This window comes from Salinivibrio sp. MA440 (genome assembly GCF_001996265.1).
GTDB lineage: Bacteria > Pseudomonadota > Gammaproteobacteria > Enterobacterales > Vibrionaceae > Salinivibrio > Salinivibrio costicola.
The window spans coordinates 40,327-65,066 of the sequence record NZ_MUFI01000012.1; the positions used below are offsets into that span (position 1 = coordinate 40,327).

General features: G+C 51.4%; 25 protein-coding genes. 9 read left to right on the plus strand and 16 right to left on the minus strand.

What is annotated here, in order from left to right:
- Positions 1 to 87: 87 nt before the first annotated feature.
- The 3 genes from pfkA to BZG80_RS05740 all read right to left on the minus strand — a co-directional run bounded on the left by pfkA (position 88) and on the right by BZG80_RS05740 (position 2,686).
- Entirely contained in the window at positions 88 to 1,050 is a 963-nt protein-coding gene (gene pfkA, locus BZG80_RS05730; RefSeq protein ID WP_025744227.1) for a 6-phosphofructokinase, read from the minus strand.
- A 154-nt stretch (positions 1,051 to 1,204) separates the two neighbouring features.
- The gene (gene fieF / locus BZG80_RS05735; RefSeq protein WP_025744228.1) at positions 1,205 to 2,146 is read right to left on the minus strand and encodes a CDF family cation-efflux transporter FieF; all 942 of its coding nucleotides are present in this window, start codon (positions 2,144 to 2,146) and stop codon (positions 1,205 to 1,207) included.
- A gap of 75 nt (positions 2,147 to 2,221) precedes the next feature.
- Positions 2,222 to 2,686 (minus strand): Spy/CpxP family protein refolding chaperone, encoded by a 465-nt coding sequence (locus BZG80_RS05740; RefSeq protein ID WP_025744229.1) that lies wholly within the window; start codon positions 2,684 to 2,686, stop codon positions 2,222 to 2,224.
- A gap of 161 nt (positions 2,687 to 2,847) precedes the next feature.
- On the opposite strand from BZG80_RS05740, the gene BZG80_RS05745 reads away from it, so the two are divergent.
- The 3 genes from BZG80_RS05745 to trmL all read left to right on the plus strand — a co-directional run bounded on the left by BZG80_RS05745 (position 2,848) and on the right by trmL (position 5,449).
- Positions 2,848 to 3,543: a response regulator gene (locus BZG80_RS05745; protein WP_077678938.1), complete on the plus strand. Its 696-nt coding sequence runs from the start codon at positions 2,848 to 2,850 to the stop codon at positions 3,541 to 3,543.
- Complete coding sequence (gene cpxA, locus BZG80_RS05750) at positions 3,531 to 4,925, plus strand: envelope stress sensor histidine kinase CpxA (protein ID WP_077678939.1); 1,395 nt, start codon at positions 3,531 to 3,533, stop codon at positions 4,923 to 4,925. Before BZG80_RS05745 ends, cpxA begins: the two co-directional genes overlap by 13 nt.
- Before the next feature lie 62 nt (positions 4,926 to 4,987).
- Positions 4,988 to 5,449, plus strand: a complete 462-nt coding sequence (gene trmL / locus BZG80_RS05755; RefSeq protein WP_077461525.1) for a tRNA (uridine(34)/cytosine(34)/5-carboxymethylaminomethyluridine(34)-2'-O)-methyltransferase TrmL — start codon at positions 4,988 to 4,990, stop codon at positions 5,447 to 5,449.
- A gap of 93 nt (positions 5,450 to 5,542) precedes the next feature.
- On the opposite strand, the gene tpiA is transcribed toward trmL, so the two are convergent.
- Positions 5,543 to 6,310 (minus strand): triose-phosphate isomerase, encoded by a 768-nt coding sequence (tpiA, locus tag BZG80_RS05760; RefSeq protein ID WP_025744232.1) that lies wholly within the window; start codon positions 6,308 to 6,310, stop codon positions 5,543 to 5,545.
- Between the two features lie 190 nt (positions 6,311 to 6,500).
- On the opposite strand from tpiA, the gene BZG80_RS05765 reads away from it, so the two are divergent.
- Positions 6,501 to 6,935, plus strand: coding sequence for a 5-carboxymethyl-2-hydroxymuconate Delta-isomerase (locus BZG80_RS05765; RefSeq protein ID WP_241833864.1), 435 nt, complete (start codon positions 6,501 to 6,503; stop codon positions 6,933 to 6,935).
- A 14-nt stretch (positions 6,936 to 6,949) separates the two neighbouring features.
- On the opposite strand, the gene BZG80_RS05770 is transcribed toward BZG80_RS05765, so the two are convergent.
- From BZG80_RS05770 to glpX, 4 genes are all read right to left on the minus strand, one after another.
- A complete protein-coding gene (locus BZG80_RS05770; protein ID WP_025744234.1) occupies positions 6,950 to 7,297 on the minus strand; it encodes a DUF3135 domain-containing protein in 348 nt (115 codons plus the stop codon).
- Positions 7,298 to 7,534: 237 nt separating this feature from the next.
- A complete protein-coding gene (locus BZG80_RS05775) occupies positions 7,535 to 8,278 on the minus strand; it encodes a ferredoxin--NADP reductase (protein WP_025744235.1) in 744 nt (247 codons plus the stop codon).
- Between the two features lie 9 nt (positions 8,279 to 8,287).
- Complete coding sequence (locus BZG80_RS05780) at positions 8,288 to 8,908, minus strand: helix-turn-helix transcriptional regulator (protein WP_025744236.1); 621 nt, start codon at positions 8,906 to 8,908, stop codon at positions 8,288 to 8,290.
- A gap of 134 nt (positions 8,909 to 9,042) precedes the next feature.
- On the minus strand, positions 9,043 to 10,050 hold the full coding sequence (gene glpX, locus BZG80_RS05785; protein ID WP_077678940.1) for a class II fructose-bisphosphatase: 1,008 nt from the start codon (positions 10,048 to 10,050) through the stop codon (positions 9,043 to 9,045).
- Between the two features lie 288 nt (positions 10,051 to 10,338).
- On the opposite strand from glpX, the gene zapB reads away from it, so the two are divergent.
- Positions 10,339 to 10,581 (plus strand): cell division protein ZapB, encoded by a 243-nt coding sequence (gene zapB, locus BZG80_RS05790; RefSeq protein WP_025744238.1) that lies wholly within the window; start codon positions 10,339 to 10,341, stop codon positions 10,579 to 10,581.
- Between the two features lie 50 nt (positions 10,582 to 10,631).
- On the opposite strand, the gene rraA is transcribed toward zapB, so the two are convergent.
- The 7 genes from rraA to priA form a co-directional block, all read right to left on the minus strand.
- Positions 10,632 to 11,153, minus strand: coding sequence for a ribonuclease E activity regulator RraA (rraA, locus tag BZG80_RS05795; RefSeq protein WP_077646523.1), 522 nt, complete (start codon positions 11,151 to 11,153; stop codon positions 10,632 to 10,634).
- Positions 11,154 to 11,272: 119 nt separating this feature from the next.
- Complete coding sequence (locus BZG80_RS05800) at positions 11,273 to 12,178, minus strand: 1,4-dihydroxy-2-naphthoate polyprenyltransferase (RefSeq protein WP_077660335.1); 906 nt, start codon at positions 12,176 to 12,178, stop codon at positions 11,273 to 11,275.
- A 163-nt stretch (positions 12,179 to 12,341) separates the two neighbouring features.
- Positions 12,342 to 13,673: an HslU--HslV peptidase ATPase subunit gene (gene hslU / locus BZG80_RS05805; RefSeq protein ID WP_025744240.1), complete on the minus strand. Its 1,332-nt coding sequence runs from the start codon at positions 13,671 to 13,673 to the stop codon at positions 12,342 to 12,344.
- A gap of 2 nt (positions 13,674 to 13,675) precedes the next feature.
- Positions 13,676 to 14,212: an ATP-dependent protease subunit HslV gene (gene hslV / locus BZG80_RS05810; protein ID WP_077577212.1), complete on the minus strand. Its 537-nt coding sequence runs from the start codon at positions 14,210 to 14,212 to the stop codon at positions 13,676 to 13,678.
- A gap of 106 nt (positions 14,213 to 14,318) precedes the next feature.
- Positions 14,319 to 14,876 (minus strand): SPOR domain-containing protein, encoded by a 558-nt coding sequence (locus BZG80_RS05815; protein ID WP_077461532.1) that lies wholly within the window; start codon positions 14,874 to 14,876, stop codon positions 14,319 to 14,321.
- Positions 14,877 to 14,947: 71 nt separating this feature from the next.
- Entirely contained in the window at positions 14,948 to 15,976 is a 1,029-nt protein-coding gene (gene cytR / locus BZG80_RS05820) for a DNA-binding transcriptional regulator CytR (RefSeq protein ID WP_269087430.1), read from the minus strand.
- Positions 15,977 to 16,127: 151 nt separating this feature from the next.
- On the minus strand, positions 16,128 to 18,326 hold the full coding sequence (gene priA / locus BZG80_RS05825; RefSeq protein ID WP_108744105.1) for a primosomal protein N': 2,199 nt from the start codon (positions 18,324 to 18,326) through the stop codon (positions 16,128 to 16,130).
- Positions 18,327 to 18,546: 220 nt separating this feature from the next.
- Between priA and rpmE the strand changes: the two genes are divergently transcribed.
- Together rpmE and BZG80_RS05835 are read left to right on the plus strand one after the other, a co-directional pair.
- Positions 18,547 to 18,762 (plus strand): 50S ribosomal protein L31, encoded by a 216-nt coding sequence (gene rpmE / locus BZG80_RS05830; RefSeq protein WP_077461534.1) that lies wholly within the window; start codon positions 18,547 to 18,549, stop codon positions 18,760 to 18,762.
- Positions 18,763 to 19,017: 255 nt separating this feature from the next.
- On the plus strand, positions 19,018 to 20,262 hold the full coding sequence (locus BZG80_RS05835; protein WP_077678942.1) for a malic enzyme-like NAD(P)-binding protein: 1,245 nt from the start codon (positions 19,018 to 19,020) through the stop codon (positions 20,260 to 20,262).
- 83 nt (positions 20,263 to 20,345) lie between these two features.
- On the opposite strand, the gene metJ is transcribed toward BZG80_RS05835, so the two are convergent.
- A complete protein-coding gene (gene metJ, locus BZG80_RS05840; protein WP_025673335.1) occupies positions 20,346 to 20,663 on the minus strand; it encodes a met regulon transcriptional regulator MetJ in 318 nt (105 codons plus the stop codon).
- A 186-nt stretch (positions 20,664 to 20,849) separates the two neighbouring features.
- Here metJ and metB point away from each other — a divergent pair, with 186 nt between their 5' ends.
- Both metB and BZG80_RS05850 read left to right on the plus strand, forming a co-directional pair.
- Positions 20,850 to 22,010 carry a cystathionine gamma-synthase gene (gene metB / locus BZG80_RS05845; protein WP_077678943.1) on the plus strand — a complete coding sequence of 387 codons (1,161 nt, stop codon included), beginning with the start codon at positions 20,850 to 20,852 and terminating at the stop codon, positions 22,008 to 22,010.
- A 75-nt stretch (positions 22,011 to 22,085) separates the two neighbouring features.
- Complete coding sequence (locus BZG80_RS05850) at positions 22,086 to 24,527, plus strand: bifunctional aspartate kinase/homoserine dehydrogenase II (protein ID WP_077678944.1); 2,442 nt, start codon at positions 22,086 to 22,088, stop codon at positions 24,525 to 24,527.
- The last annotated feature ends 213 nt before the right edge of the window (positions 24,528 to 24,740 follow it).

The window sequence follows — 24,740 nt, forward strand, 5'->3', positions numbered from 1 at the left end:
GCTTTGACGCCAATCCACAAAAAAACGGAACCGCACGGTTCCGTTTTTTGATCGCCATGCGCTAATCAGCGCAATATCGCGAGCGGCTTAGAACAGTTTTTCTGCCACTTCGTAAAGATCATCACGGAATGGGCGCTTCATGTTTTCAATGGCATCAATGATGTCATGGTGAACCATTTTGTCATTTTGAATCCCGACACAGCGTCCGCCTTCGCCGTTTTGCAGCAGGTCGACCGCATAGGCACCCATGCGCGAAGCAAGGATACGGTCAAATGCACCGGGCTGACCGCCACGCTGAATGTGGCCCAAAATGGTCGCACGTGTTTCGCGGCCAGTTTCGGTTTCGATGAACTTCGCCAGTTCATTAGCATCGGTCATTAGCTCTGTAATCGCGATGATCGCGTGCTTTTTACCCTTGTAAATGCCTTCTTTCACTTTGGCAAGCAGCTTGTCTTTATCAAGACCAATTTCCGGTGTGATGATGTATTCACAGCCGCCAGCAATCGACGCCATTAAGGTCAAGTCACCGCAGTGGCGCCCCATGACTTCGACAATAGAGATCCGCTGATGCGACGAGGAGGTGTCACGCAAACGGTCGATAGCGTCGATCACTGTGTTCATCGCGGTCATATAGCCAATGGTATAATCGGTACCGGCGACGTCGTTATCAATGGTGCCTGGCAGGCCAATACAAGGATAGCCCATCTCAGTCAGTTTTTTCGCGCCCATGAACGACCCGTCACCACCGATAACCACCAGTGCATCAATGCCGTGCATTTTTAGATTTTGAATGGCTTGCTCACGTACTTTTTCGTCAGCAAACTCGGGGAAGCGAGCTGAACCTAAAAAGGTTCCGCCGCGGTTAATCACGTCAGATACGCTTGTTCGGTTTAGGCGTTCGATACGGTTTTGATGCAAGCCAAGAAACCCGTCATAAATACCGTAAACTTCTAATCCTTCGCTCAATGCGCTGCGAACCACACCGCGAATCGCTGCGTTCATACCTGGCGCATCACCGCCACTGGTCAAAACACCAATTTTTCTAACCATGGTTACCCTCTGACTGTTCGTCACTTATTTCGTGCCGATTGCGGAAATGGCAACCTGCTTGCCCCAGTGAACCCGCAATGACGCTTGCTTAAACTGTAATTTTCCTACTTCTGTAATAGTATTACAWTTACTGTAGAAAAAAAGTTGATACATGTCAGCCCGATGAGCTTTTGTTCAGCCTCTCATCAAGGCTTTTGTTTTCCTTGCCACCACCTGTTTCCCTTGCCACCACCGATTTTGGGTCTTGATGAATCATGACATCCGCACCGGGAAAGGCGACCAGCAGCCTATCTTCTACGGCATCTGCAAGGGTATGTGCATCCACTAAGGGTAGCTCGTCATCAAGCTCTATGTGTAGTTGGATAAATTTTGTCATACCGGCTTGGCGCGTACGCAGTTGGTGAATACCATGAACGCCGACGACAGAACTGGAAAGTACCGCGATTTTCTCTTGCTCTTCAAGCGGTAACTGCCGATCAAGCAGTGATTGGACCGCCTCGTACGCCATTTTGACAGCTTGAGATAGGATAAAAACACTGATGCCGATGGCAAACCAAGCGTCAGCTTGCGTCCAGCCGTACCAACTCAATGCCAAGGCGACGATGATCGCAATATTCATTAATAAATCGGATTGATAGTGAAGTGCATCGGCAGCAATGGCTGGGCTGGCCGTTTTGCGAATCACCCATTTTTGGAATAAGACTAACCCTAGCGTAATCACGGTGGCACCGGCACTGACAGCAACGCCAAGCTCTGGCGATGCAATCGGCACTGGCTTGAACAAACGTTCAAGGCCACTGAGGAGCAAGAAAGAGGCTGATCCGACGATAAAGGTGGATTGCGCGAGTGCGGCGAGGGATTCGGCTTTGCCGTGCCCGAAACTATGCTCACTATCAGCAGGTTGAACGGCGTACCGCACCACAATTAAATTGGTCAACGAGGCCAGTAGATCGAGCAGTGAATCGACAAATGAGGCCAGCACACTGACCGATCCTGTTAGCCACCATGCAATCAATTTGGCCAGAAGTAAGGTGGTCGCTACCGCGGTGGCTGCCCACGCGGCGGCCTCGACCCAGAAAGCATACTGTTTTTTCATAAAAAAGGGCTGTGTAATGAAACGCAACCCTTAGTATATAGACTGTTGACCCGATGCGTATGACACGACGCAGATTTATCGTGAACAATTGCCTCGACGATCATGGTGGCCTTGGCCGCGCTTGCCTTTTTCTTTATCCCAACCGCCGTGTCGGCGTTGGTCATGCATCTTATCTAAGAAGATTTCTTGTTGCTCTGGCGTCAACACTTGCATCATGGCATGCATGTGGCGAGCGCGCTCGATCCCTTGGCCGTGCATTTGTCGGCCATGTTGTGGCATGGCATTAAATAGCTCGGTGGCCGCCGCTTCATCAAATTCTGGTTGAGTTAGCAGTGCCCCCATTTTCTGCCGGAATCCGTCACGCGCCTGGAGACGTTGATCGCGGTAAGTGTCGCGAAGGGTGTCGAGTTGTGATTGTTGTGCTTCCGTTAAGTCAAGATCCTGCCAGATCCCGCGGTTGGTGTCGTTACCGAACTGCGGTGCAGCAAGGGTGGGAATCGCAATGAGCGCGGCGGCTAAGCCAAGGGTTAAACGTTTCATCCTGTCTCTCCATCATTGAGTAGGTACACGTTTAGATTAACCCTTGGGATGTAAAGTCACGTTATGCGATGTAAAGATGGGTAAAGTCATGCCTGTGCCGATGTCGCTATGATAAAAAGATTGTATTCAGCGTCACTGAATTGAGGAGAGGGTCACGGGCGATGCAGCAGGTTCTAATTATTGACGATGACACCGAATTGACCGCACTGCTTGGTGAGTTGCTGTCATTGGAAGGGTTTTCGGTTCGCTGCGCGGACAATGGACAAATGGGCTTAGCAATGGCGAGTGAGTTACCGCCAGATATTATTTTGCTCGATGTCATGATGCCGGTCTTAAATGGTATGGAAACGTTACGGCAACTCCGCGCCACGTCACATGTTGCGATTTTGATGTTGACCGCACGAGGTGAAGAGGTAGACTGCGTGATGGGCTTAGAGCTTGGGGCGGATGATTATCTGGCCAAACCGTTTAGTGATCGAGAGCTTCTAGCAAGAATGCGGGCGATTTTACGACGCACTCGCTTACCGGACCCCGATCCGCCGACCCAAGCGCAAGAGCCTGTTTTAGCCCATGACGATGTGTGCGTTTACCCGCATCGGTTGGAAACAGTATGCCAAGGCGAGACGGTCGATCTGACCGGCATGGAGACAGAAATGTTGGCGTGCTTGCTGGCGCACCCGGGTGAAGTGGTAAGTAAAGCCCACTTGAGTGAGCAGGTGTTAGGTAAGCGTTTGATGCCCTTTGACCGTGCCGTGGATGTGCACATTTCCAATTTGCGCAAAAAGTTACCTGAGCGTGCTGATGCTAAACCAAGAATCAAAACGCTGCGAGGAAAGGGGTATTTATGGGTCGACTAGCCAGCGTGCGCCAAACCCTGTCGCGTGTTCCTTTTTTCTCCAGTTTGTATGGTCGGGTTTTCGTGATTTTTTGGCTCACATTATTACTGGTATTAGCGGCGGTCATTTGGGCCCAGCGTGGCGATCCGCGATCGCTGCACCCAGTGCCGGCCGCGGAGCAAGCACGTATTGCTGCTCAAATAAATCAGTTAGTGAACATCGCGACGACACGCGACATACCGATAGCCACGCTCATTGCCAGACATAATCAGCGTCGTGGTCATCGCCACAGTCGGGCAGCGAACACCCTTTACTGGGTCCCTAAATCGGCCCGGATTGACGATTTACCGACCGAGTTACGTCGCTTTATGGCTCAAACCAATGAGACAGAGCAGCCGATGCAACGCTTGGTGCGTCGCGCCATGCTCGCCGGTCCTTTTTCTGTGAGTACGGATAACGCGCAAGGCAATCTTTATCATGCCCGTCGTTGGCAGCCTCGTCTTCCTTTCGTGTTGAAAATACTGGAAACGCCGCAGCATTTGTTGCTAGTCACTATGTTGGTCAGTACTCCCCTGTTGCTTTGGTTGGCCTATACACTGACGCGTCCGGCGCGGCGGTTTGAGGCGGCAAGTCGTCGTGTCGCCAACGGCGATTTAGTGCCGGATCCTGCGTTAGAGTGCGGCCCGAGAGAATTCAGTGAGGCTGGGAAGGGATTTAATCATATGGTTACGGCGCTCAATCAAATGGTGACCGGACAACAGCAACTGGTGTCGGATATTTCTCATGAGTTACGGTCACCGCTGACGCGCTTACAAATGGCACGCGCCTTGGCGGAGCGTGAATTAGGACACAGTGATAGCTTGGCCAGGATTGAGCGGGAAGCGGGGCAGCTTGAAGCCTTAATTGCGGAGCTGCTTACGTTGTCAAAACTGCAAGCGCGAGGGCAGCTTGAGCGCGCGTCAGTTAGTGCGGATGTGTTGTGGCAGTCGGTGGTGGACGATGCGAGTTTCGAAGCGAATCAACAAGGCAAATCGATCACGATAACGCCATGGCCGTCGGTCACATTGAGTGTTAATTCGCGCCTAGCTTGTAGCGCGTTGGAAAACGTACTAAGAAACGCGATCCGTTATGCGCACCTAGGTATCGATATCACCACATTCATTGATGATACCATGCTGGTCATTCAGGTTGCCGATGATGGTCCGGGAGTGCCAGAGAGCATGTTGACCGATATCTTTCGGCCTTTTTATCGTGTCTCTGCCGCCCGAGAGCGGCAATCTGGCGGCTCTGGGCTAGGGCTTGCGATCACCGCGCAAGCGGTACAACAGCATGGCGGGCAGGTCCTGGCTCACAATCGACCGCAAGGCGGGTTGGTCGTTACACTTCGCTGGCCGGTGCATTAATATTGCGCTGGTTTCCCGCGGTTGCGACAATAACGGCTTATTTCTCACTGTGGTAACTGACCATGTTTGACATTGCGCTTTATGAGCCAGAAATTGCGCCTAATACGGGCAATATTATTCGATTATGTGCTAACTGTGGCGCTAACTTGCACTTGATTGAGCCGTTAGGCTTCGATTTGGAAGAGAAGAAGGTACGCCGTGCGGGGTTGGATTATCATGACTTGGCGCGGGTGACGCGACATGCGAATTATGCCGCCTTCATTGATGCCATGGCGGGACGTCGGATCTTTGCTTGTACAACCAAAGCGACGCAATATCATACTCAGGCAACATTTGCGCCTGGCGACGTGCTGTTGTTTGGCCCTGAAACACGGGGGCTACCGCAGGATCTTATTCAAGCACTGCCGGACACGCAGCGTTTGCGTATCCCGATGCAGCCAGATGCACGCAGCCTCAACTTATCCAATGCAGTGGCAATTATTGGCTACGAAGCCTGGCGCCAGTTAGGTTTTGAAGGCGCATAGCGAACAGACTGACAGACAAAAAACGCCCCCTACCAATAGGGGGCGTTTTTATTCGCGAGCGCGTTGCTATTGGCTATTTAACCGCACAACGAATTACGCTTTTTTCGCTTCACCGGCGGCTTTCGCGATTGCAGCAAAGCCTGCAGCGTCAAGTGCGGCACCGCCAACCAAGGCGCCGTCGATATCCGGCATCGCGAACAGCTCTGCGGCATTTCCAGCTTTGACCGAACCGCCGTACTGGATGACCACTTTGCTTGCGACGTCTTCGCTGTAAGACGCAATGTGCTTACGGATGGCAGCATGAATGTCTTGCGCTTGCTGAGCGGTTGCCGCTTTACCGGTGCCGATTGCCCAGATTGGCTCATAAGCAATGATCGCACCGTTTAGCGCTTCAACGCCTTGAGATTGGATCACAGCGTCAAGCTGGCGAGAACACACCGCCAGAGTTTCGCCCGCTTCGTTTTGTGCGTCAGACTCACCGATACAAAGTACTGGCGTGAGGCCATTTTCTTTCAAGAAAGCGAATTTTTTCGCCACAAACTCGTCAGATTCTTGGTGATATTCACGACGCTCTGAGTGGCCGATAATAATATGGGTTGCACCAAAATCTTTCAGCATGTCGGCAGAGATATCACCGGTGAATGCACCGCTGTTGTTGGTATCAACGTTTTGCGCACCCAACTTAATGGCGCTGTCAGCCAGCAGTTGTTCGGCTTGTGCCAGATACATCACCGGTGGTGCGACGGCAACGTCAACGCTTTCAACGTCTTTGAGTTCAGCATTAAGGCCGTTAAGCAGTTCAGTGACCATGGCTTTGCTGCCATTGAGTTTCCAGTTACCCATTACCAATGGACGGCGCATAGGAGTTCCTCCGCGGTTTAGTTGATTTGAAGTCAAAAGATGTAAAGAAGGTAGTCTATTGTAGCGCGGCCTTCTCTGTTTAAAATCATAGAATGGCGAGAATGTCCTCGTTTTTACCCGTTTTGCGCGCAAAAGGGAACCTTCAAGTAGTAAAATTTCATCATTATTGCGCCAATGGGGCGGCCAAAGTGTGACAGAGGTGCTCGTGATGGCGTCTATCTTGCGGCATGATGCAGGTTTGTGTTTTCAACGGAGTGAAACGATGCCTCATTTGGTGATGGAATACACCGACGCGTTAGCAGAGCGCGTGAACATTGATCAGCTGGTGGATGATCTGCACCAAGCGGCGATCGCCACCGATTGTTTTGACCCTGACGCGCTCAAATCTCGCGCCGTTCCATGCGCCGTTTGGCGTGTCGGCGCGCAAGCCGATCGCGGTGAGTTTGTGCATGTCGAGTTTCGCTTACTGGCTGGACGCAGTGATCAACAAAAACAGCAAATCAGTGACGCATTAACCGGGCCGCTGCGTGACCATGCAGGCCATGTCACCAGCCTAACGGTGGAAGTTCGTGACATGGATACCACCAGTTATCGCAAGTGGGTCGGACCCAATCATGCACTATGAGTGGCTCAATCGGTTTATCTCGATTGCGTTGGCGGTGTGGGGGCGTTGGCTGTTTGTCCCACTTTAAATTCCATGATGTCCGCTTGGTGGCTGCGCAAGGCGTCTGGGTTGGTAAACGCAGTCGAAAAGCGCGAATACTGACGAGTCAGTGCTTGGAAGAGCATCATGTTGACGTGTAATGGATTTTTACCATGATCAATCATGCGATTAATATGGCTTAACATGGCATGGAGCTGCGGCTGAGTGGCGTGGGACGCATTGGCGATCACCTCTTCGCTCATTTTAAGCCGTAATGTTTCTAACGCACGAGGATCGGTTTGGGCCAGCGCCGCTAACTCATCAAAAGAAGGAAGGGTCTTCATCGCATACTCCTTACGCGTCGTCGGCCGCGTGGCCGTGTTACCAAAGCGTTAAAGTAACTATGAGTCGAGGTTTGCCAGGGATCAAACTCGCGCTGTCTGGCTAAGCTGGCGCCGTGGATAGAGAGATGGACGACGTATTGAGTAATCAATTGAATCAACGTCGTTTTTCTGGGGTTATTTTTGTGGATAAAAATGCCCCGCTTTACCGTATGCGTATCAGCAAAGCAGGGGGAGGAATTACCAGTAATGCTCAGTGGTCACATTCCCGGGCTTGCGGCGTAAGTTTTTACTGAGGCCTTTTCCTTCCAGCAGTGTTTTCACTTCTTTTACCATGGCTGGGTTGCCACATAACATCACCTGGCTGTGCTCGGAGGTCAGAGGCAGACCAACCACGCGCTCGAGCAATCCGTCTTCGAGCGCGTGTGTTACCCGACCTGATAAGGCGCCAGCTATAGGCTCGCGACTAACAAAAGGCTGAACCACCAGTTGATCAGGGTATTTTTCTGCCAGTGCGTTAATGCGTGCTTGATAGGTTAAATCGGCAGCAAAACGTACCGCATGGACCAAGATAATTTTGCGAAAACGCGACCAGACATCGCCTTGCTCCATCAGCGAAATATAAGGGCCGATGGCTGTTCCCGTGGCAAACATCCAAAGGTGTTGACCTTGTGGTACTTCATCTAGGGTAAAGTAGCCGGCTGGATCTTGGGTAATCATCACGTTATCACCCGGCTCGAGCGCGTGAAGGCGTGGTGACATCAGGCCGTCAGCCACACGTGTCGCATACACTTCTAAGTATTTACTTTGTGGAGGATTCACAAACGAATAGGCGCGCTGGATCAGTTTGCCATCGATCTCCATCCCTAGCTTTGTGAATTGGCCTGCCGTAAAGGGGGCGACAGGGGCGGATAACACCAGGCTGAAGAGATCCTTCGTCCAATGTTGGTTCTCCACGACATCAGCCTTGATCCAAGTGGCCATATTACCTCCTCACGTTTTATCTCCAATGCGATAAGTGCAGCGATGCTGTCCTGAAACAATGTGTTCTTCACGTTCCACCCGATAGCGGTTGCCCAGTAAGTGTCGAAATAACTGGATTTCTGAGCGACATAGCGCAGGACAGGTTTTCGCTGCTTGACAGATAGGGCAGTGATGTTCAATCAACATATAGTCAGCGCCGTCTCGATGGAGCTCAGCCATATACCCCTCGCTCTCTCTAAGATACGCCAAGGTTTGCAATTTAGCCTCTAAATTATCGCAATCTTTGAGCGCATCTTGGTATTGGGCGAAGGTGGCAGCTTCACGTTGGGCGATCACTTTTGCGACCCCTTGGTCGCCAAAAACCTCTTGCACCGAATCGATCAAGGTGACGGATAAATCATGATGACTATCCGCAAACCGTCGGTGTCCGGTGGCGGTTAAAGACCAGTGGCGTGTAGGCCGGCCAACTTTGGCGCGGATATCTTCAAAATCCACCAAGCCATCACGCTCAAGGCTTTGTAAATGCTGACGCACGCCCATGGTGGTCATATTCAGGTTATCCGCTAAGACTTTTGCACTGACACGGCCTTCGCGCTTTATGGTGTCTAAAATGCGGTCAGTGGATTTCATCGTCCGGACCTCGATTACCCCAATTGCAAATGTGCGAACGCATACTCACAATTAAATAAAGTAAAGTATTTATAAAAGGGTAATCGAAATCAATGGATTTGACCAGTCAGAGGCTACACTCATCAATGTGAAGATTATAAGATGTGCGGTTTGATCGCTTCATCTTTACGGCTTAAATAGTGGGTCGAGCGAATACGGCGAATGGTCCGACATTGACCACGTACCACCAGGGTTTCTGTCGTGGCCAGATCGCCCTGTCGGCTGATCCCATCAAGTAGGTCGCCTTTGGTGATGCCGGTCGCGGCGAAGACAACATTATCGCTACTGGCCATCTGTGACAGCGTGAGGACTTGGCGGGCTTGAATCCCCATTTGTTGACACCGGGCCAGCTCTTGCTCTCCGTAAATACGATTCTCTGGGGTGTCACCTTTCACATCGTGTCGAGGGAGCAAACGGCCTTGCATGTCCCCGCCTAGTGCACGGATCACGGCCGCAGAGACGACCCCCTCTGGCGCACCGCCGATCCCAACCATAACATCCACTTCACTTTCTGGCATGCAGGTTAGAATAGAAGCAGCTACATCACCATCTGGAAAGGCGAATACTCGGATCCCTTGCGCTTGCATACTGGCAATAATGGCATCATGACGAGGTTTTGCTAAGGTGGCGACGACGAGGGTGTCGAGGGTTTTTCCGAGCGCAATGGCGACATTCTTGAGATTTTCAAGCAGGGGCTTATTGAGGTCAATCATACCTTTGGCGCCAGGCCCCACCACTAATTTTTCCATGTACATATCTGGCGCTTTTAAAAAGCTACCCTTTTCTCCAGCGGCCAGCACTGCCAAGGCATTGGCCTGACCCATTGCTGTCATGCGTGTGCCTTCAATCGGATCAACGGCAATATCAACCGCTTCACCGCCCAAGCCGACTTGCTCGCCAATATATAGCATGGGGGCATCGTCGATTTCCCCTTCACCGATGACGACTTCACCGTCAATCTCGGTCAGATTTAGCAAGGTACGCATTACCTCAACCGCTGCGCCATCGGCTGCGTTTTTGTCCCCTCTTCCCAACCACTTATAACCCGCGAGAGCGGCGCCTTCGGTGACGCGAGAAAAAGCCAATGCGAGATCACGTTTCATGAGTACTCCGGAATGTCAGCCACATTAAGACAGGCGTTAGCCTAATTTGCGCGCAGTTTACCAGAAATAGAAAACGTTTGCGTGACGAGTGCGGCGGTGATTTTTATCTTCGCCGTGCGATAGTTGGCGAAGTCGCTGCATTTTTGCGCACTTGTCCATGCATAGGTAGTGAGAATAGTGGCAGTCTGACACCACCTGAGTACAATAAAGTCGGGGTGCACACCTGTTGCACGGGTTACTGCCGGATAAGCAGTAACGGGATCAATCGTCAGAAATAAGGTGGCCTTGATGTCATTGGAAGTATTAGAACAACTCGAAGCTAAAGTACAAATGGCGGTGGATACGATTTCGCTGCTACAAATGGAAATCGAAGAGCTCAAAGAAAAGAACGGGTCGCTGGAGCAAGATGCAGTGGCTGAAAAAGAAAGCCGTGAGCAATTAGCGCAAGAAAACGCCAAGTTAAAAGAAGAGCAAGAAGCTTGGCAGAATCGTATCCGCAGCTTACTCGGTAAGATCGAGAGCGTTGAATAAACCAAAAACAGAGCCGATGGGCTCTGTTTTTTATCGGTCAACTGACGCCACTAATCCTCGTCGAGATCATCGTCTTCTTCGTCGACTTCGGTGATGCTGAGCGGATCCGGCGATAAGATGACGCCAGTGGTGTCCGCATAGACATGGTCATCCGGCAAAAAGGTGACGCCGCCAAAGTTCACGGGGATGTCGGTTTCACCGGTGCCTTGTTCATCAGCGCCCACAGGGATAGAGGCCAAGGCCTGGATACCTATGTCGATTTCATCGATAGTATCCACGTCGCGCACGCAGCCATAGACAATCATGCCAGCCCAGTCGTTATCTGCCGCGAGCTGTGCAATCTCGCCATCAATTAATGCGCGACGTAACGAGCCACCGCCATCGATCAACATAATCCGCTGCTCGCCGTCTTGCTCGGCCATCTCGCGAATTAAGCCTGTATCTTCGAAGCATTTTACCGTGGTAATTTGGCCACCAAACGAGCTGCGGCCCCCATAAGAGCTAAACATTGGCTCCACGACATCCACTTGGTCGGGGTACATGTCGCATAGTTCCGAGGTATTGTATTCCATAGTCTAACTTCTTGTTGAGGCAGAAAAAGGCTGACAAGCTTGCGCTGCCAACATGGCAAGTCCAAGTATAACGGGGCAAAAAGGGTTTGCAATGACAAAGCGGCTAATCTGTGTCTTTATTAGACTAACAGCATCCCAGTCATAAATAGCCCATTAGTCACTAAGGCGCAGCGCACCATGTTGCCCATCATTGGCCGAAGCGCGTTCGCATTCGCTGTTTGATACACTTCGCGTCCGTGGCGAACCAATAAGGGCACACTCGCCAAGAACAACCATCCCAGCCAAGCTTGTAAGGTCAACGCGGCAAATAATGAGTAACAAACAATCGCACCGGCAAGTAGGATGACATGGTACTGGCGGCCTCGCTCGGGACCCAAGCGCACGACCAGGGTGTGTTTGCCACAAGCACGATCATTATCAATGTCTCGTAAGTTGTTGATGTTGAGCACGCCGACAGCCAGCAATCCGCATGCTGTCGCAGGCAAGATCACTAGCGAGTCAATCTGTCCAACTTGCAAATAGTAGGTCCCGGCGACGCCTAACCAACCAAAAAACATCAGCACCGATAAATCACCTAGGCCTCGATAGCCGTAAGGTTTATTGCCGACGGTATAGGTGATCGAAGCGACGATGGCCATCAGGCCGAGCAATAAAAAGCTAATAATATCGGTGGGCTGCTGACAGGCAATCGCGATCAGTCCGCCGCCACTTAACACGGTGAGGGCAATATTGAAGGCCAGAGCGCGGCGCATGGTGGCGAGGCTCACTTTGCCCGATTGGATGGCACGCATCGGACCTAAACGGGTCATGTTGTCCGTGCCTTTTATCGCATCCCCGTAGTCATTAGCAAGATTAGAGAGGATTTGTAAGAATAAAGCGGTGATCAGCGCCATGACACTGATAGACCAAGAGAGGTTGCCTTGCGCTGCGGCGACCGCACTCCCTGATAAAATGGATGTCACGGCCAAAGGCAGCGTTTTGGGTCGCGCAGCATCAAGCCAAATAGCGAGCGTAGGGTGCAGCATAGCGATCCTCGAGACGAAAAAACGATGTCACTATTATTACGCAAGCAGCACAAGGAGTAACGAGTTCGCGACCGAAATCCGGCTTCCTATTGCGCCAGCTCAAGTTTTGATGCAAAAAAGGGCAGCGTTTGCTGCCCTAAGTTCGATAGTTGACGTGTCGTGACTACAGGATAAACCGACTTAAGTCTTCGTCATCTACCAGCTCTTCGAGGTGGCTACGGACGTATTCTGCGTCAACCACAACCTGTTGACCGGCGCGTTCACTGGCTTCGTATGAGACATCTTCCATCAGTCGCTCCATCAAGGTATGCAGACGACGCGCACCGATGTTTTCGGTTTTCTCATTGACTCGCCACGCCGCGGAAGCCAGCTCATCAATACCGCTTGGCTCAAAGCTCAAGTCAATCTCCTCGGTTTTGAGTAGTGCCGAGTATTGCTGGGTCAGTGAGGCGTTCGGCTCGGTAAGAATCCGTTTGAAGTCATTGGTTGACAATGCTTCTAGCTCGACGCGGATCGGGAGACGGCCTTGTAGTTCCGGGATCAAATCTGACGGACGTGAGACCTGAAATGCACCAGAGGCAATAAACAGGATATGATCGGTTTTGATCATGCCATGCTTGGTTGAGACCGTACTGCCTTCAACTAACGGTAAGAGATCACGCTGTACCCCTTCACGTGATACATCGCCACCACTGGTGTTACCCGACTTACAAATCTTATCGATTTCATCCACGAACACGATGCCATTGTTTTCCACCATGTGGATGGCTTGCTCTTTGATTTCTTCTTGATTGACCAGCTTAGCCGCTTCTTCTTCGGTCAGCGCCTTCATTGCGTCTTTGATTTTCATCTTACGCTTTTTAGTGCTGTTGCCGGCAAGGTTTTGGAACATCCCTTGCAGCTGATTGGTCATTTCTTCCATGCCCGGTGGTGACATGATTTCTACGCCCATTTGCGGCGCCGCAACATCGACTTCCACTTCTTTGTCGTCAAGTTTACCTTCGCGTAATTTTTTACGGAAGCTTTGGCGTGTTGACGAATCTTCTTGGGTCGCTTCGTTTTGGCCCCATGCATCACGCGCTGGAGGCAGTAAGATGTCGAGGATACGATCTTCCGCTTGTTCTTCGGCGCGGAATTTGACTTTTTCCATCGCCTGCTGCTGGGTCAGATTCATCGCCACATCCGCGAGATCACGAATAATGGTCTCGACTTCTTTACCCACATAGCCGACTTCGGTGAATTTGGTCGCTTCTACCTTGATAAAAGGCGCATTAGCTAATCGCGCAAGACGACGTGCAATTTCGGTTTTACCGACACCGGTGGGGCCAATCATCAAGATGTTTTTCGGGGTCACTTCCGCACGCAAGTCTTCTGGCAGTTGCATACGGCGCCAGCGGTTTCGCAGTGCGATCGCCACCGCACGTTTGGCATTGTCTTGACCAATAATATGGCGGTCAAGTTCGTGCACGATTTCGCGTGGAGTCATTTCAGACATCACTAATCCTGTTTATTACTCTCGAGTTCTTCAACCGTGTGTTGTTGGTTTGTAAACACACATATATCACCGGCGATGGTTAGCGCTTTCTCTGCAATCTCGCGGGCGTCTAACTCGGTGTTTTCTAACATGGCAACGGCGGCGGCTTGCGCATAGTTACCGCCTGAGCCAATAGCAATCAGATCGCGCTCGGGCTCAACCACATCACCATTACCGGTAATGATTAAGGAAGCGGTTTCATCCGCGACAGCCAGTAGGGCTTCAAGGCGACGCAGCGCGCGATCGGTTCGCCATTCTTTGGCAAGCTCAACGGCTGCTTTGGTTAGGTGCCCTTGGTGGAGCTCAAGCTTACGCTCAAAGCGCTCAAATAAGGTAAAGGCATCTGCGGTACCGCCAGCAAAACCAGCGAGCACTTGGCCGTTATACAAGCGACGAACTTTTCGTGCATTACCTTTCATGACGGTATTGCCGAGCGATACTTGACCATCGCCAGCAATAACCACTTTACCTTCGCGACGGACGGAGACGATTGTAGTCACGGGAACCTCTTTGTTTGTGTCTGGTGCACCAGATGGGTGATTAATCTAGATGGTTGGGTTTTGACGCTGACTTTTCAAGGGGAGAGCGCAATACTTTCCCCGTTCGCTATTCCCAATACCAAATAGCACAAGGTTCGACACCGGCGCGACGCAGCATATTGCGATCTTTCTCTGCTTGGCGCTTGCGCGGGTAAGGGCCAAGCACCACACGATACCAAGTGCCTTTCTCACCAGGGCTTACCTTGATTTGGCTTTCTAGCCCTTGAAACGCAATGATCGCTTTACGTTCATTAGCCTGCCCTTGGCTGCGGTAAGCACCGCATTGCATGAGGTAAGGACGGGTCGATTGTGGCAGCGCTTTTGCTTTCACTTCTACTTCCTTGCCTTCCAGCTCTTCGATGTAGCTCCATTTTTCTTTGGGCTTTTTCGGTAGACTTTCTACCTGGCTTTGCGTGGCCGGTTGCGTGTGAGACACGGGGGGAGAAGGGGGTGTCGGTGCATCGGTTTTGCTCAACCAATACAGGCCATAAGCAAACGCACCCACTAAGACGACAGCAAGCAGCGCCCATTTAAATGGGAATCCAGCCCGCGTCTTGGTCGGTTGGCGGCGAGTATTTTTTTTACGCGGCGCTTTGCCACGTTTAACGTAATCACGAGTTGCCACAGCAAATAATCAAATTAAGAAGCCAGTAAAGGGCTCATATTACTGGCTTGAGCCCGTGCTGACTAGTCTTACTACCGAGACGGAGGGGCGACACTCTCACGGATCACCAGCTTGGCGTCCAAAAGGCGGGAGCCGGGGGTCACTTCTCGTCCTTGTAACGTGTTTAGCAGCATCAACATGGCTTGGCGGCCAATGTCATAGCGAGGCTGCGAAACGGTCGTGAGTGGTGGATCGCAATACTCGGCGAATTGGATATCATCAAAACCAACAATGGAGATATCTTGCGGGACCCGCATGCCTAAACGTTTCGCTTGTTGCATCGCGCCGACGGCCATGACATCGCAGTGACAGAATACCGCAGTGGGTGGCTCAGGCAGTGAGAGCAAGTTGGTGATGGCACGCGCTCCGGAGGCAAAACTAAAGTCACCGACGACGCTATACGCTGGATTGATGGTGATCCCCGCTCGATGTAACGCTTGCTGATACCCTTGTGAGCGGAACTGCGTTAATGCTGTCTCCGGTACGCCGGTAATGTTAGCAATCCGAGTATGGCCGACTTGGGTGAGATAATTAACCGCTTCAAAGGCAGCGGTAAGGTTATCGATATGAACCGTCGGTAATTCCAGATCGGGCGCATATTCACAGGCCATGACCAGTGGCGGTAAGTTTTTTTGCTCAGGCTTGCTGACATCAAAAGGGACGTCGGAGCCAAGCAGCAGCATGCCATCCGCTTGTTTAGTAAACACCAGATTGACGAATGAATTTTCACGGTGGTGTTGCTGGGCACTGTCACCCAGTAGAACTAGGTAGCCATGTTCCATGGCGGCTTCTTCAATGCCGCGAATAATCTCACTAAAGTAGGGATCACAAATGTCCGGTACAATAGCGACGATGGTTTTTGATTCATTGCGACGCAAGTTACGCGCAAGTGAATTAGGGGAATAACCAGCTTCAACCACAGCATGTTCAACTTTTTTACGCGTGCTGGCTGACACCTTCTCTGGGTTCATCAGCGCGCGCGATACCGTTGCTGTGGATACACCGGCAATGTGGGCAACGTCCTTCATTGTCGCCATAATGACAGTCCTCTTGTTATCTATATTGTGAGATCAAACAGTTATTAGCTCATCTGACCTGTTTTCTTAGCCAATTGCGGCCCTATTTTACCTATGCTTGTCCAATTTAAATACGGACAAGCTAACACTTATTGCAATGAAAGTGTGACTTGTGTCGACTTACGGCAAGGGAGTATTAAGAAAGGTCTTGCGGCTCGACATCTAAAGACCAACGTACTTTGCGCGAAAGGGGTAATTGATGGACTGCAGGAAGAGCCACCATTAGCCACTGCTGCATCACTTTTCGACTTGGGGCTTGGATTAATAATTGCCAGCGATAACGGCCCGCGCGTTTGGCCATCGCTGCGGGCATAGGGCCCATGATATGGCTTTCATCGTGTTGAATGGGGGAGGCAGCGAGCGTTTGACGTACTTGTTGTAAAAACTGCTGCACACTGTTTTCTTCATGGCCTTCGGCGCGAAATAAACTTAAGAACGTATAGGGCGGAAGCCAAGCTTGGCGGCGTTCAGTGAGCGCCGACTCCGCAAAGGCTTGATAGCCTTTGTGCACCAGCGATTGGATCAGGCTATGCTCGGGATGGTGCGTTTGTAATAGCACCGTCCCTGGCTTGCTGGCGCGACCGGCGCGGCCGGCGACTTGCACCATCAGTTGCGCCAACCGTTCAGGCGCGCGAAAGTCATTACTAAACAAGGCACCGTCGACATCAACTAACGCCACTAGGGTGACATTGGGAAAATGATGGCCCTTAGCGAGCATTTGTGTGCCCAGTAGGATCTGATATTCGCCCTTTTCTATGCCATTAAGGTAGGTTTCCAAGCTGCCCTTACGGCGGGTATTGTCGCGATCAATACGCACGGTTTTATACTCAGGAAAGAGCCCGCCCAACTGGCCTTCAAGCTGCTCGGTGCCCACGCCGACACTGATTAACTGGGTGGAGCCACAATCGTGACACTGGTGCGGAACGGGTTTTTGGTGGCCACAATGATGACAACGCAATTCTTGCTGTTGCTGGTGAAGGGTGTAGTAAGCATCACAACGTTGACAATTCGCGAGCCAGCCACACTCGTGGCACATCATGGCGGGCGCATAGCCACGGCGATTTAAAAACAACATGACCTGATTGCCTTGTTGTAGGTGCTGGCGCATTTCGGCGATCAACGGCGCGGATAATCCAGCGTCGAGGTAATGGCCCTTAATATCGAGTATTCCCTGACGTGCGGTCACCGCATTACCTGGACGCTGAGTCAGCTTGAGGTACTGATATTTACCGGTTTTTGCGTTATGCAAGCTTTCCAAAGAAGGGGTGGCAGAACCGAGTATCACCGGCACTTTTTCTTCATGACCACGCATAACCGCTAAGTCTCGGGCATGATAACGAAAGCTATCTTGCTGTTTATACGAGGGGTCATGCTCTTCGTCAATAATGATGATGCCTAAATTAGCCATCGGCGTGAACAGGGCAGACCGTGTACCAATGACGATTGCTGCTTGATTCTCGCGCGCGGCTAACCAGGCTTTTAGTCGATCGTTATCATTTAAGCCTGAATGCATCACGGTTACCGGGACATGAAAGCGGCGCTCAAACCGGCGAATGGTTTGTGGGGTGAGGCCGATTTCTGGTACCAAAATTAAGGCTTGTTCACCGCGAGCAAGCACAGGTTCGAGCACGTTTAGGTAGACCTCTGTCTTCCCTGAACCGGTGATCCCCTCGAGTAAAGCACAAGCAAAGCCGTCATTGGCATTGATGGTGGCAACCGCCATCGCCTGTTCATGGTTGAGTGCCGGTTTGTCTTCGGTGACGGCAAAATGCGGTTGCCAGGCTTGAGCGTTTAGCGGTGGTGTGTAGGGGGCTATCCAACCTTTTTCGGCCACGGTTTTTAGCACCGGTGCGCCGATGTCTTGTTCGATCAAGTCGGCATGGGTGGCAGGGCCGTGTGTGAGCAACTGCAACACCCGAGCTTGTTTAGGGGCACGGCTCAGGCCCGAGAGGGGTTGGTTTTGTCCTGACTCGGTAATTTGCCACCATTTTTGCTGTTGTAATGCCGCAGGGCGTCCTTTTCGAAGCAGGGTTGGCATCACAGCGCCCATCGCATCCCCTAGCGGATGATGATAAAAGCGGCTTGCCCAGTGGAGTAAATGATAGACGCCGGGCGTCCAAACCGGTTGGGTATCCAATACGGCATCGAGCACCTTGAGTTGGCTCGCGTCCACACTGGCGGTTGCGGATAAGCCGGTGACAATGCCAACCTTGTGCTGGCGGCCAAAGGGCACTTTTACCCGCCCACCGATGATGGGGTGTTGATTCTCACCGATTCGGTAATCAAAAGTTTTCGCTAACGGGACCGGTAGGGCCACCTGAGCAAACTGTTCCATCACAACATCTTATTGACCAGAAGGGGGCTCAGTGTAACGGTTCGCCTTCGGTTGGCAAAGCCTTGTTGTACGGTGACGCGGCGTGGTGATTGCACAAAAAAGTTGCGAAACCGAGGGGGCTTGATTAGAATTGCGCGCCTTAGAAAATATTTGTTAACGACGTGTGGTGCCCGGCTTAGGATCGGGAGAGCGACACGGCCTTTAAAATGAGGTTATCCCTATGAAAGCTGGTATCCATCCAGAGTACAAAGCCGTCACAGCAAAATGCTCTTGCGGTAACGAATTTGCGTTCAGCACAACCCTAGGTAAAAACATCAACCTAGACGTGTGTGACAAATGTCACCCATTCTACACCGGTAAGCAGCGTATCCTTGATGCTGGTGGCCGTGTTGATCGCTTTAAGAAACGTTTCGGTGCCCTTAGCAGCAAAAAATAAGCAGCTATTGACCGAATATAGAGAAGGGACGCATCAGCGTCCCTTTTTTTGATCGCATCGTCCTAGTATTCGGACAACAGGTCCGAGCATCATCGCGAATACGGCGTTAGTACTGGTGGACGTTTCCCCGCTGCGTTACCATCTTTACCCTTATACAAACCTTTCCTGTGTGGTTTGTAGAGTGTCTGGCTAATATCGGTCATCCTTCCCTGCCGGTATTGGTTACCCCTTCACGATAATAACTAGGAAAACGACATGTCGGACGATAAACGCCAGCAAGCGCTGGATTATCATGCATACCCTACACCCGGAAAAATCTCTGTCGAACTCAGTAAGCCTGCTGATTCAGCGGCGGATCTTGCTCTCGCCTACAGCCCAGGCGTTGCTGAACCTGTGCGTGAAATAGCCCAAGATGCGGATGCCGTATATCGCTATACCGGTAAAGGCAATATGGTTGCGGTGATCTCAAACGGCACCGCGATTTTGGGGTTAGGGAATTTAGGGCCGATGGCGTCAAAGCCTGTCATGGAAGGCAAAGCGTTATTGTTCAAGCGTTTTGCCGGCTTGGACTCGATCGACATTGAAGTTAAACACCGCACCATCGATGAGTTTGTTGATACCGTAGCCAATATTGCTGACACCTTTGGCGGTATCAACCTTGAAGATATCAAAGCCCCAGATTGTTTTGAGATCGAAAAGCAGCTGATTGAACGCTGTGAAGTGCCTGTCTTCCATGATGATCAACATGGTACCGCGATTGTCACTGCTGCGGGGATGCTTAACGCGCTCGAGTTGCAAGGCAAAGATATTGGTGAAGCCACCATCGTGTGTCTCGGTGCGGGTGCCGCTGCGGTGGCCTGTATGGAGCTATTGATTAAATGTGGCGCCCAGCGCGAAAAGATTTACATGCTGGATCGCAAAGGGGTGATTCACACCCGTCGTGAAGACATTAACAAGTATAAGCAGCTGTTTGCCAATAACACGGATAAGCGTACCCTCGAAGATGTGATTGAAGGTGCGGATCTCTTTGTTGGCGTATCAGGCCCGGATTTGCTCTCGCCTGAGGCATTAAAACTGATGGCGGATAAGCCTGTCGTGTTTGCCTGCTCAAACCCAGATCCTGAAATTAACCCAGAGGTTGCGCACCAAGTCCGGGATGATCTGATCATTGGAACGGGGCGTTCGGATTACCCGAATCAGGTGAATAACGTCTTGTGTTTCCCGTTTATTTTCCGGGGAGCATTAGATGTGCGTGCCAGTGAGATTAATGATGCGATGAAGTTGGCCGCCGTTGAAGCGATTCGTGGTTTGGCGAAAGAGCCTGTACCACAATCGGTCTTAGATGCCGCGGGCTTGTCTTCACTCAGTTTTGGCCCGGATTACATCATTCCCAAGCCGATGGATGCCCGTTTACTGCCCAAGGTAGCACGTGCCGTGGCGCTTGCGGCCGTCGAAACCGGCGTAGCCCGTATTGAGATGCCAGACAACTATATGTTGTAAAGAAAACATGCTGTAAAGAAAACATGTTGTAATTAGAAAACAGTGTCTTACCATAAAAAAACCGCCGATGGCGGTTTTTTTGTTTAGTATTCACTGTCGTCAAACTCAATACCCAACTCTTCCATGATCCGACGTGCCTCGGCAGGAATGCTATCGGGTTTATCCTTACGGATGTCGTCATCGGTTGGCAGAGGCTGCCCGGTATAGGCATGTAAAAATGCCTCACACAATAGCTCACTGTTGGTCGCATGACGCAGGTTATGAACCTGACGGCGAGTGCGCTCATCAGTAAGAATTTTTAATACTTTAAGTGGGATAGAGACGGTGATCTTCTTTACCTGCTCTTTCTTTTTACCATGTTCGGCATACGGATTAATGTAATCGCCGTTCCACTGCGCCATGTCTCACCTATCTTGATTATGGAATACCCAGAATGATGCTGCGGAGATTTTAGCTATATTAACCGCCACATGCAAAGGTGTTTAGACGTCTAGAAGTGTTGACGTCCCAAAAGCGCAGAGGTAAAGTAGTATGATGACGACTGGATCACGTAAACCGTGCCAGCGCAACAAGAGCAAGGATGAACCATGACAGGTAAAAAAACCGACACCATTGCCGTTCGAACAGGAATTGGCACTGACACGCAACATCATGCGGTTGTGCCGCCTTTGTATTTATCAACCAACTATCGTTTTCCTGCTTTTGGCGACGTTCCCACTTATGATTATGCCCGTGGGGGCAATCCAACTCGAGCTCAGTTAGAGCAAGCGTTAACGGAACTGGAGGGCGGAGCCGGTGCCGTGGTGACCAACTGTGGGATGGCAGCCATTAACTTGGTGTTGTCTTTACTGGATGCAGGGGATCATATTGTTGCACCGCACGACTGTTATGGTGGTACCTATCGCTTGTTAGAGTCACGCGCCAAGCAAGGGATTTGGCAGGTCAGTTTTGTCGATCAATCTGATCACCAGGCGTTAACCGCTGCGCTGGTAAAACAGCCGAAACTGGTGTTAGTTGAAACACCCTCTAATCCGCTATTGCGTGTGGTCGATATTGCTAAAATCTGCCAACAGGCCCACCAAGTGGGGGCATGGGTGGTGGTCGATAACACCTTTTTATCGCCAGCACTCCAACAGCCGTTTTCACTGGGTGCGGACATCATCGTGCATTCCACTACTAAATTTATTAATGGTCACTCTGATATTGTCGGTGGCGCTGTAGTGGCGAAGACGCCTGAATTGGCTGCAACATTAGCGTGGTGGGGCAACTGCTTGGGCGCAACAGGCAACGCCTTTGACAGTTATATGACATTGCGAGGGTTGCGTACTTTGGGCGCTCGGGTTAAACAACATCAACAAAATACGCAAGCGGTATTAGCCTATTTGCAAACAGTCCCTGCGGTGCGGCAACTCTATTATCCCGGTTTGGCGACACATCCAGGCCATGACATTGCCGCCCGTCAGCAGTTTGGATTTGGTAGTATGCTCAGCCTCGAGCTGGACACGGACTCCGCTGGGATCGCACGTTTTATTGAAGGCTTATCCTTATTTGCGCTTGCCGAGTCGCTGGGCGGGGTAGAAAGTCTGGTCACGCATCCAGGATCAATGACCCATCGTGCGATGAGTGATGACGCGCAAGCCGAGGCTGGCATTACCCCAACGTTGCTGCGTTTTTCTATTGGACTAGAAGACGCAGAAGACTTAGTGGCCGATTTGGCGCATGCCTTCGCCCATTTAGCTAACCAGTAAAACCGATTGCTATAGGTGTTGCTGTCATAGCACGCCGCTTTATTGATATTTATTGAGACCAAGAGAGACCTCGCCATGCACGCGCAACCGATGGACACCGCCCCCGAATCACAACGCCAATTGCATAAATTTGGTGGCAGCAGTTTAGCGAGCCCAGATTGTTATCGCCGTGTGGTCGATGTGCTGACGGGGCATGCAAAGGCGCACGACTTAATTGTGGTCTCTGCGGCGGGGAAAACGACCAATCAGCTCATTGCTTGGCTCGCTCAACTGGGCAAAGATGGCCGGTTGGCGCATGAGACCTTGCAAGGCGTCCGTGCCTTTCAGCAAGACTTGATTGAAAATCTGATCAACGGTGATCACAAACAACAGTTGGTTGATGCCTTATCTGCTGACATCGCGACGATCGCGTCGCTCGGGGAGACAGCGCTGAGCGACAGCGTACAAGCCGATGTGCAAGGGTTCGGAGAGGTTTGGTCGGCGCGTTTATTAGCCGCGCTGCTTAATCAGCAGTGTCGTCAGGCGGTGATGTTGGACTCGCGCCACTGTTTACGCGCGGAACGTGCGGCTCAACCCGAGGTCGATCGCGGCGCATCATGGCCACTATTACGGCAGCAACTTTCTCAGCACACGCAATCTCACGTCGTGATTACGGGATTTATGGCGCAAAATCAAGCTGGGGAAACCGTGCTTTTGGGGCGTAATGGGTCAGATTATTCGGCCACGGTACTCGGTGCGTTAGCGGGGGTCCGCCGCGTGACTATATGGAGTGATGTTGCCGGTGTATACAGTGCGGATCCACGCCACGTCGAGAATGCTTGCTTGTTACCCTTAATCCGATTGGATGAAGCAGGCGAATTGGCACGCTTGGCGGCGCCCGTGCTTCATAGCCGTACTTTACAGCCAGTGGCGCAAAGTGCGACCGATCTGACCTTACGTTGTACCCAGGCCCCCGATAGTGGCTCGACCCATATAGAGCGTGTACTGGCTACCGGACGCGGGGCAAAAATCATTACATCTTTGGATGATGTGTGCCTATTGCAGTTTGATGTCGCCCGCGGGCAAGATTTTCAGGCAATTAAACAAGAGTTGAGCCGCATCCTCTCTCAGCTGAAAGTGCAACCACTGGCGACGGATTATCAAGATGATCAGTATCGTATCTTGCTGGCCTTTACGGCGGAGGTCGTGGCCTCGGTCATGGCCCAGATCCAGGATGCCGGGCCATCCGCGGAGTTGAAGCTGCGCGAAGGGTTTAACATGGTTGCTGCCGTCGGAGCCGGCGTGGTCAATAATCCCGTGCACTGTCATGGTTTTTATCAGCAGCTGAAGTCACAGCCTGTAGAGTTTATCAGTGAATCTGCATCTGGACTGAGCATGGTGGCGATTTTGCGTCAAGTGCATACGCCTGCCCTTGTGGCCAGCTTGCATGATGCGCTGTTCCAAGCCCAACGTCGCATTGGCTTGGTGTTGGTAGGAAAAGGAAACATTGGCGCGCGTTGGCTCAGCTTGTTTGCCGAGCAAAAATCGCACCTCGAAAAGCGTCATGGCAAGGAGGTGTCGCTGATTTCTGTGGTAGATAGTCGTAATCAATGGTTAGATTTTGCTGGCATCGATCCAATGCAGATCAGGGATGACTTTGATGACAATGGCACGCCATACTTTGATGATGAATGGTTAACACGCTTATTGAATCATCCTTATGATGATGTGGTGATTTTGGATGTCACTGCCAATACCTCACTGGCAGCTCTCTATCCGCGTCTCGCCGAGCATGGTTTTCATTTAATCTCCGCCAACAAAGAAGCCGGCGCGGCACCGGCCGAACAATACCATGCGATTCAACATGCGTTTGCGAAAACGGGGCGCCATTGGTTATATAACGCCACGGTAGGCGCTGGGCTGCCGATTAACTATGCGGTTCAAGACTTACGTGAAAGCGGTGATCATATCCTCGCACTCTCAGGGATCTTTTCCGGCACGTTATCCTGGCTTTTTTTGCAATTCACCGGCGAGGTCCCGTTCAGTGCTTTACTTGAACAGGCATGGCAGCAAGGGCTAACTGAACCTGATCCGCGTGACGATCTGTCGGGTGCCGACGTGGTGCGTAAATTAGTGATTCTCGCAAGGGAGGCGGGCCTGTCATTGGAGCCCGAGCAGGTCAATGTTGAGTCACTGATACCGCCAGCGCTGCAATCTTTGTCGTTAGATGCGTTTCTCGATAACGCCCATCAAATGGATGCGTGTTTACAGGAGCGATTGGAAAAAGCGCAGCGAGATCGCGCCGTGTTGCGCTATGTGGCGCGTCTAGAAGCCAATGGTAATGCGCAGGTGAGCTTAGAAACCTTACCGAGTGAGCATCCGCTGGCGCATCTACTGCCCTGTGATAATGTGTTTGCGATTGAAAGCCAATGGTATCGTGAAAATCCATTAGTGATCCGCGGACCGGGAGCGGGGCGTGATGTCACCGCTGGGGCGATACAATCTGATCTGAATCGCTTAATTGGGCGTCTTCACTAATGTCCTTTTAGTAAACGTGATCTTCGCAAACGTGAAAGCTGTCTTACTCCACATAAGACAGCTTTTTTTTATCTGAAGATCACGTTATATGACGCGCTTTTGGCTGCTGCTCTCGGTGGCTTCCTGCATGTTGACTATCTTCATAATACTATGAGTTCTTTTCATGGCTGAGATCGTTGACATTTCACCCAGATAACGACAACCTTTAGACAT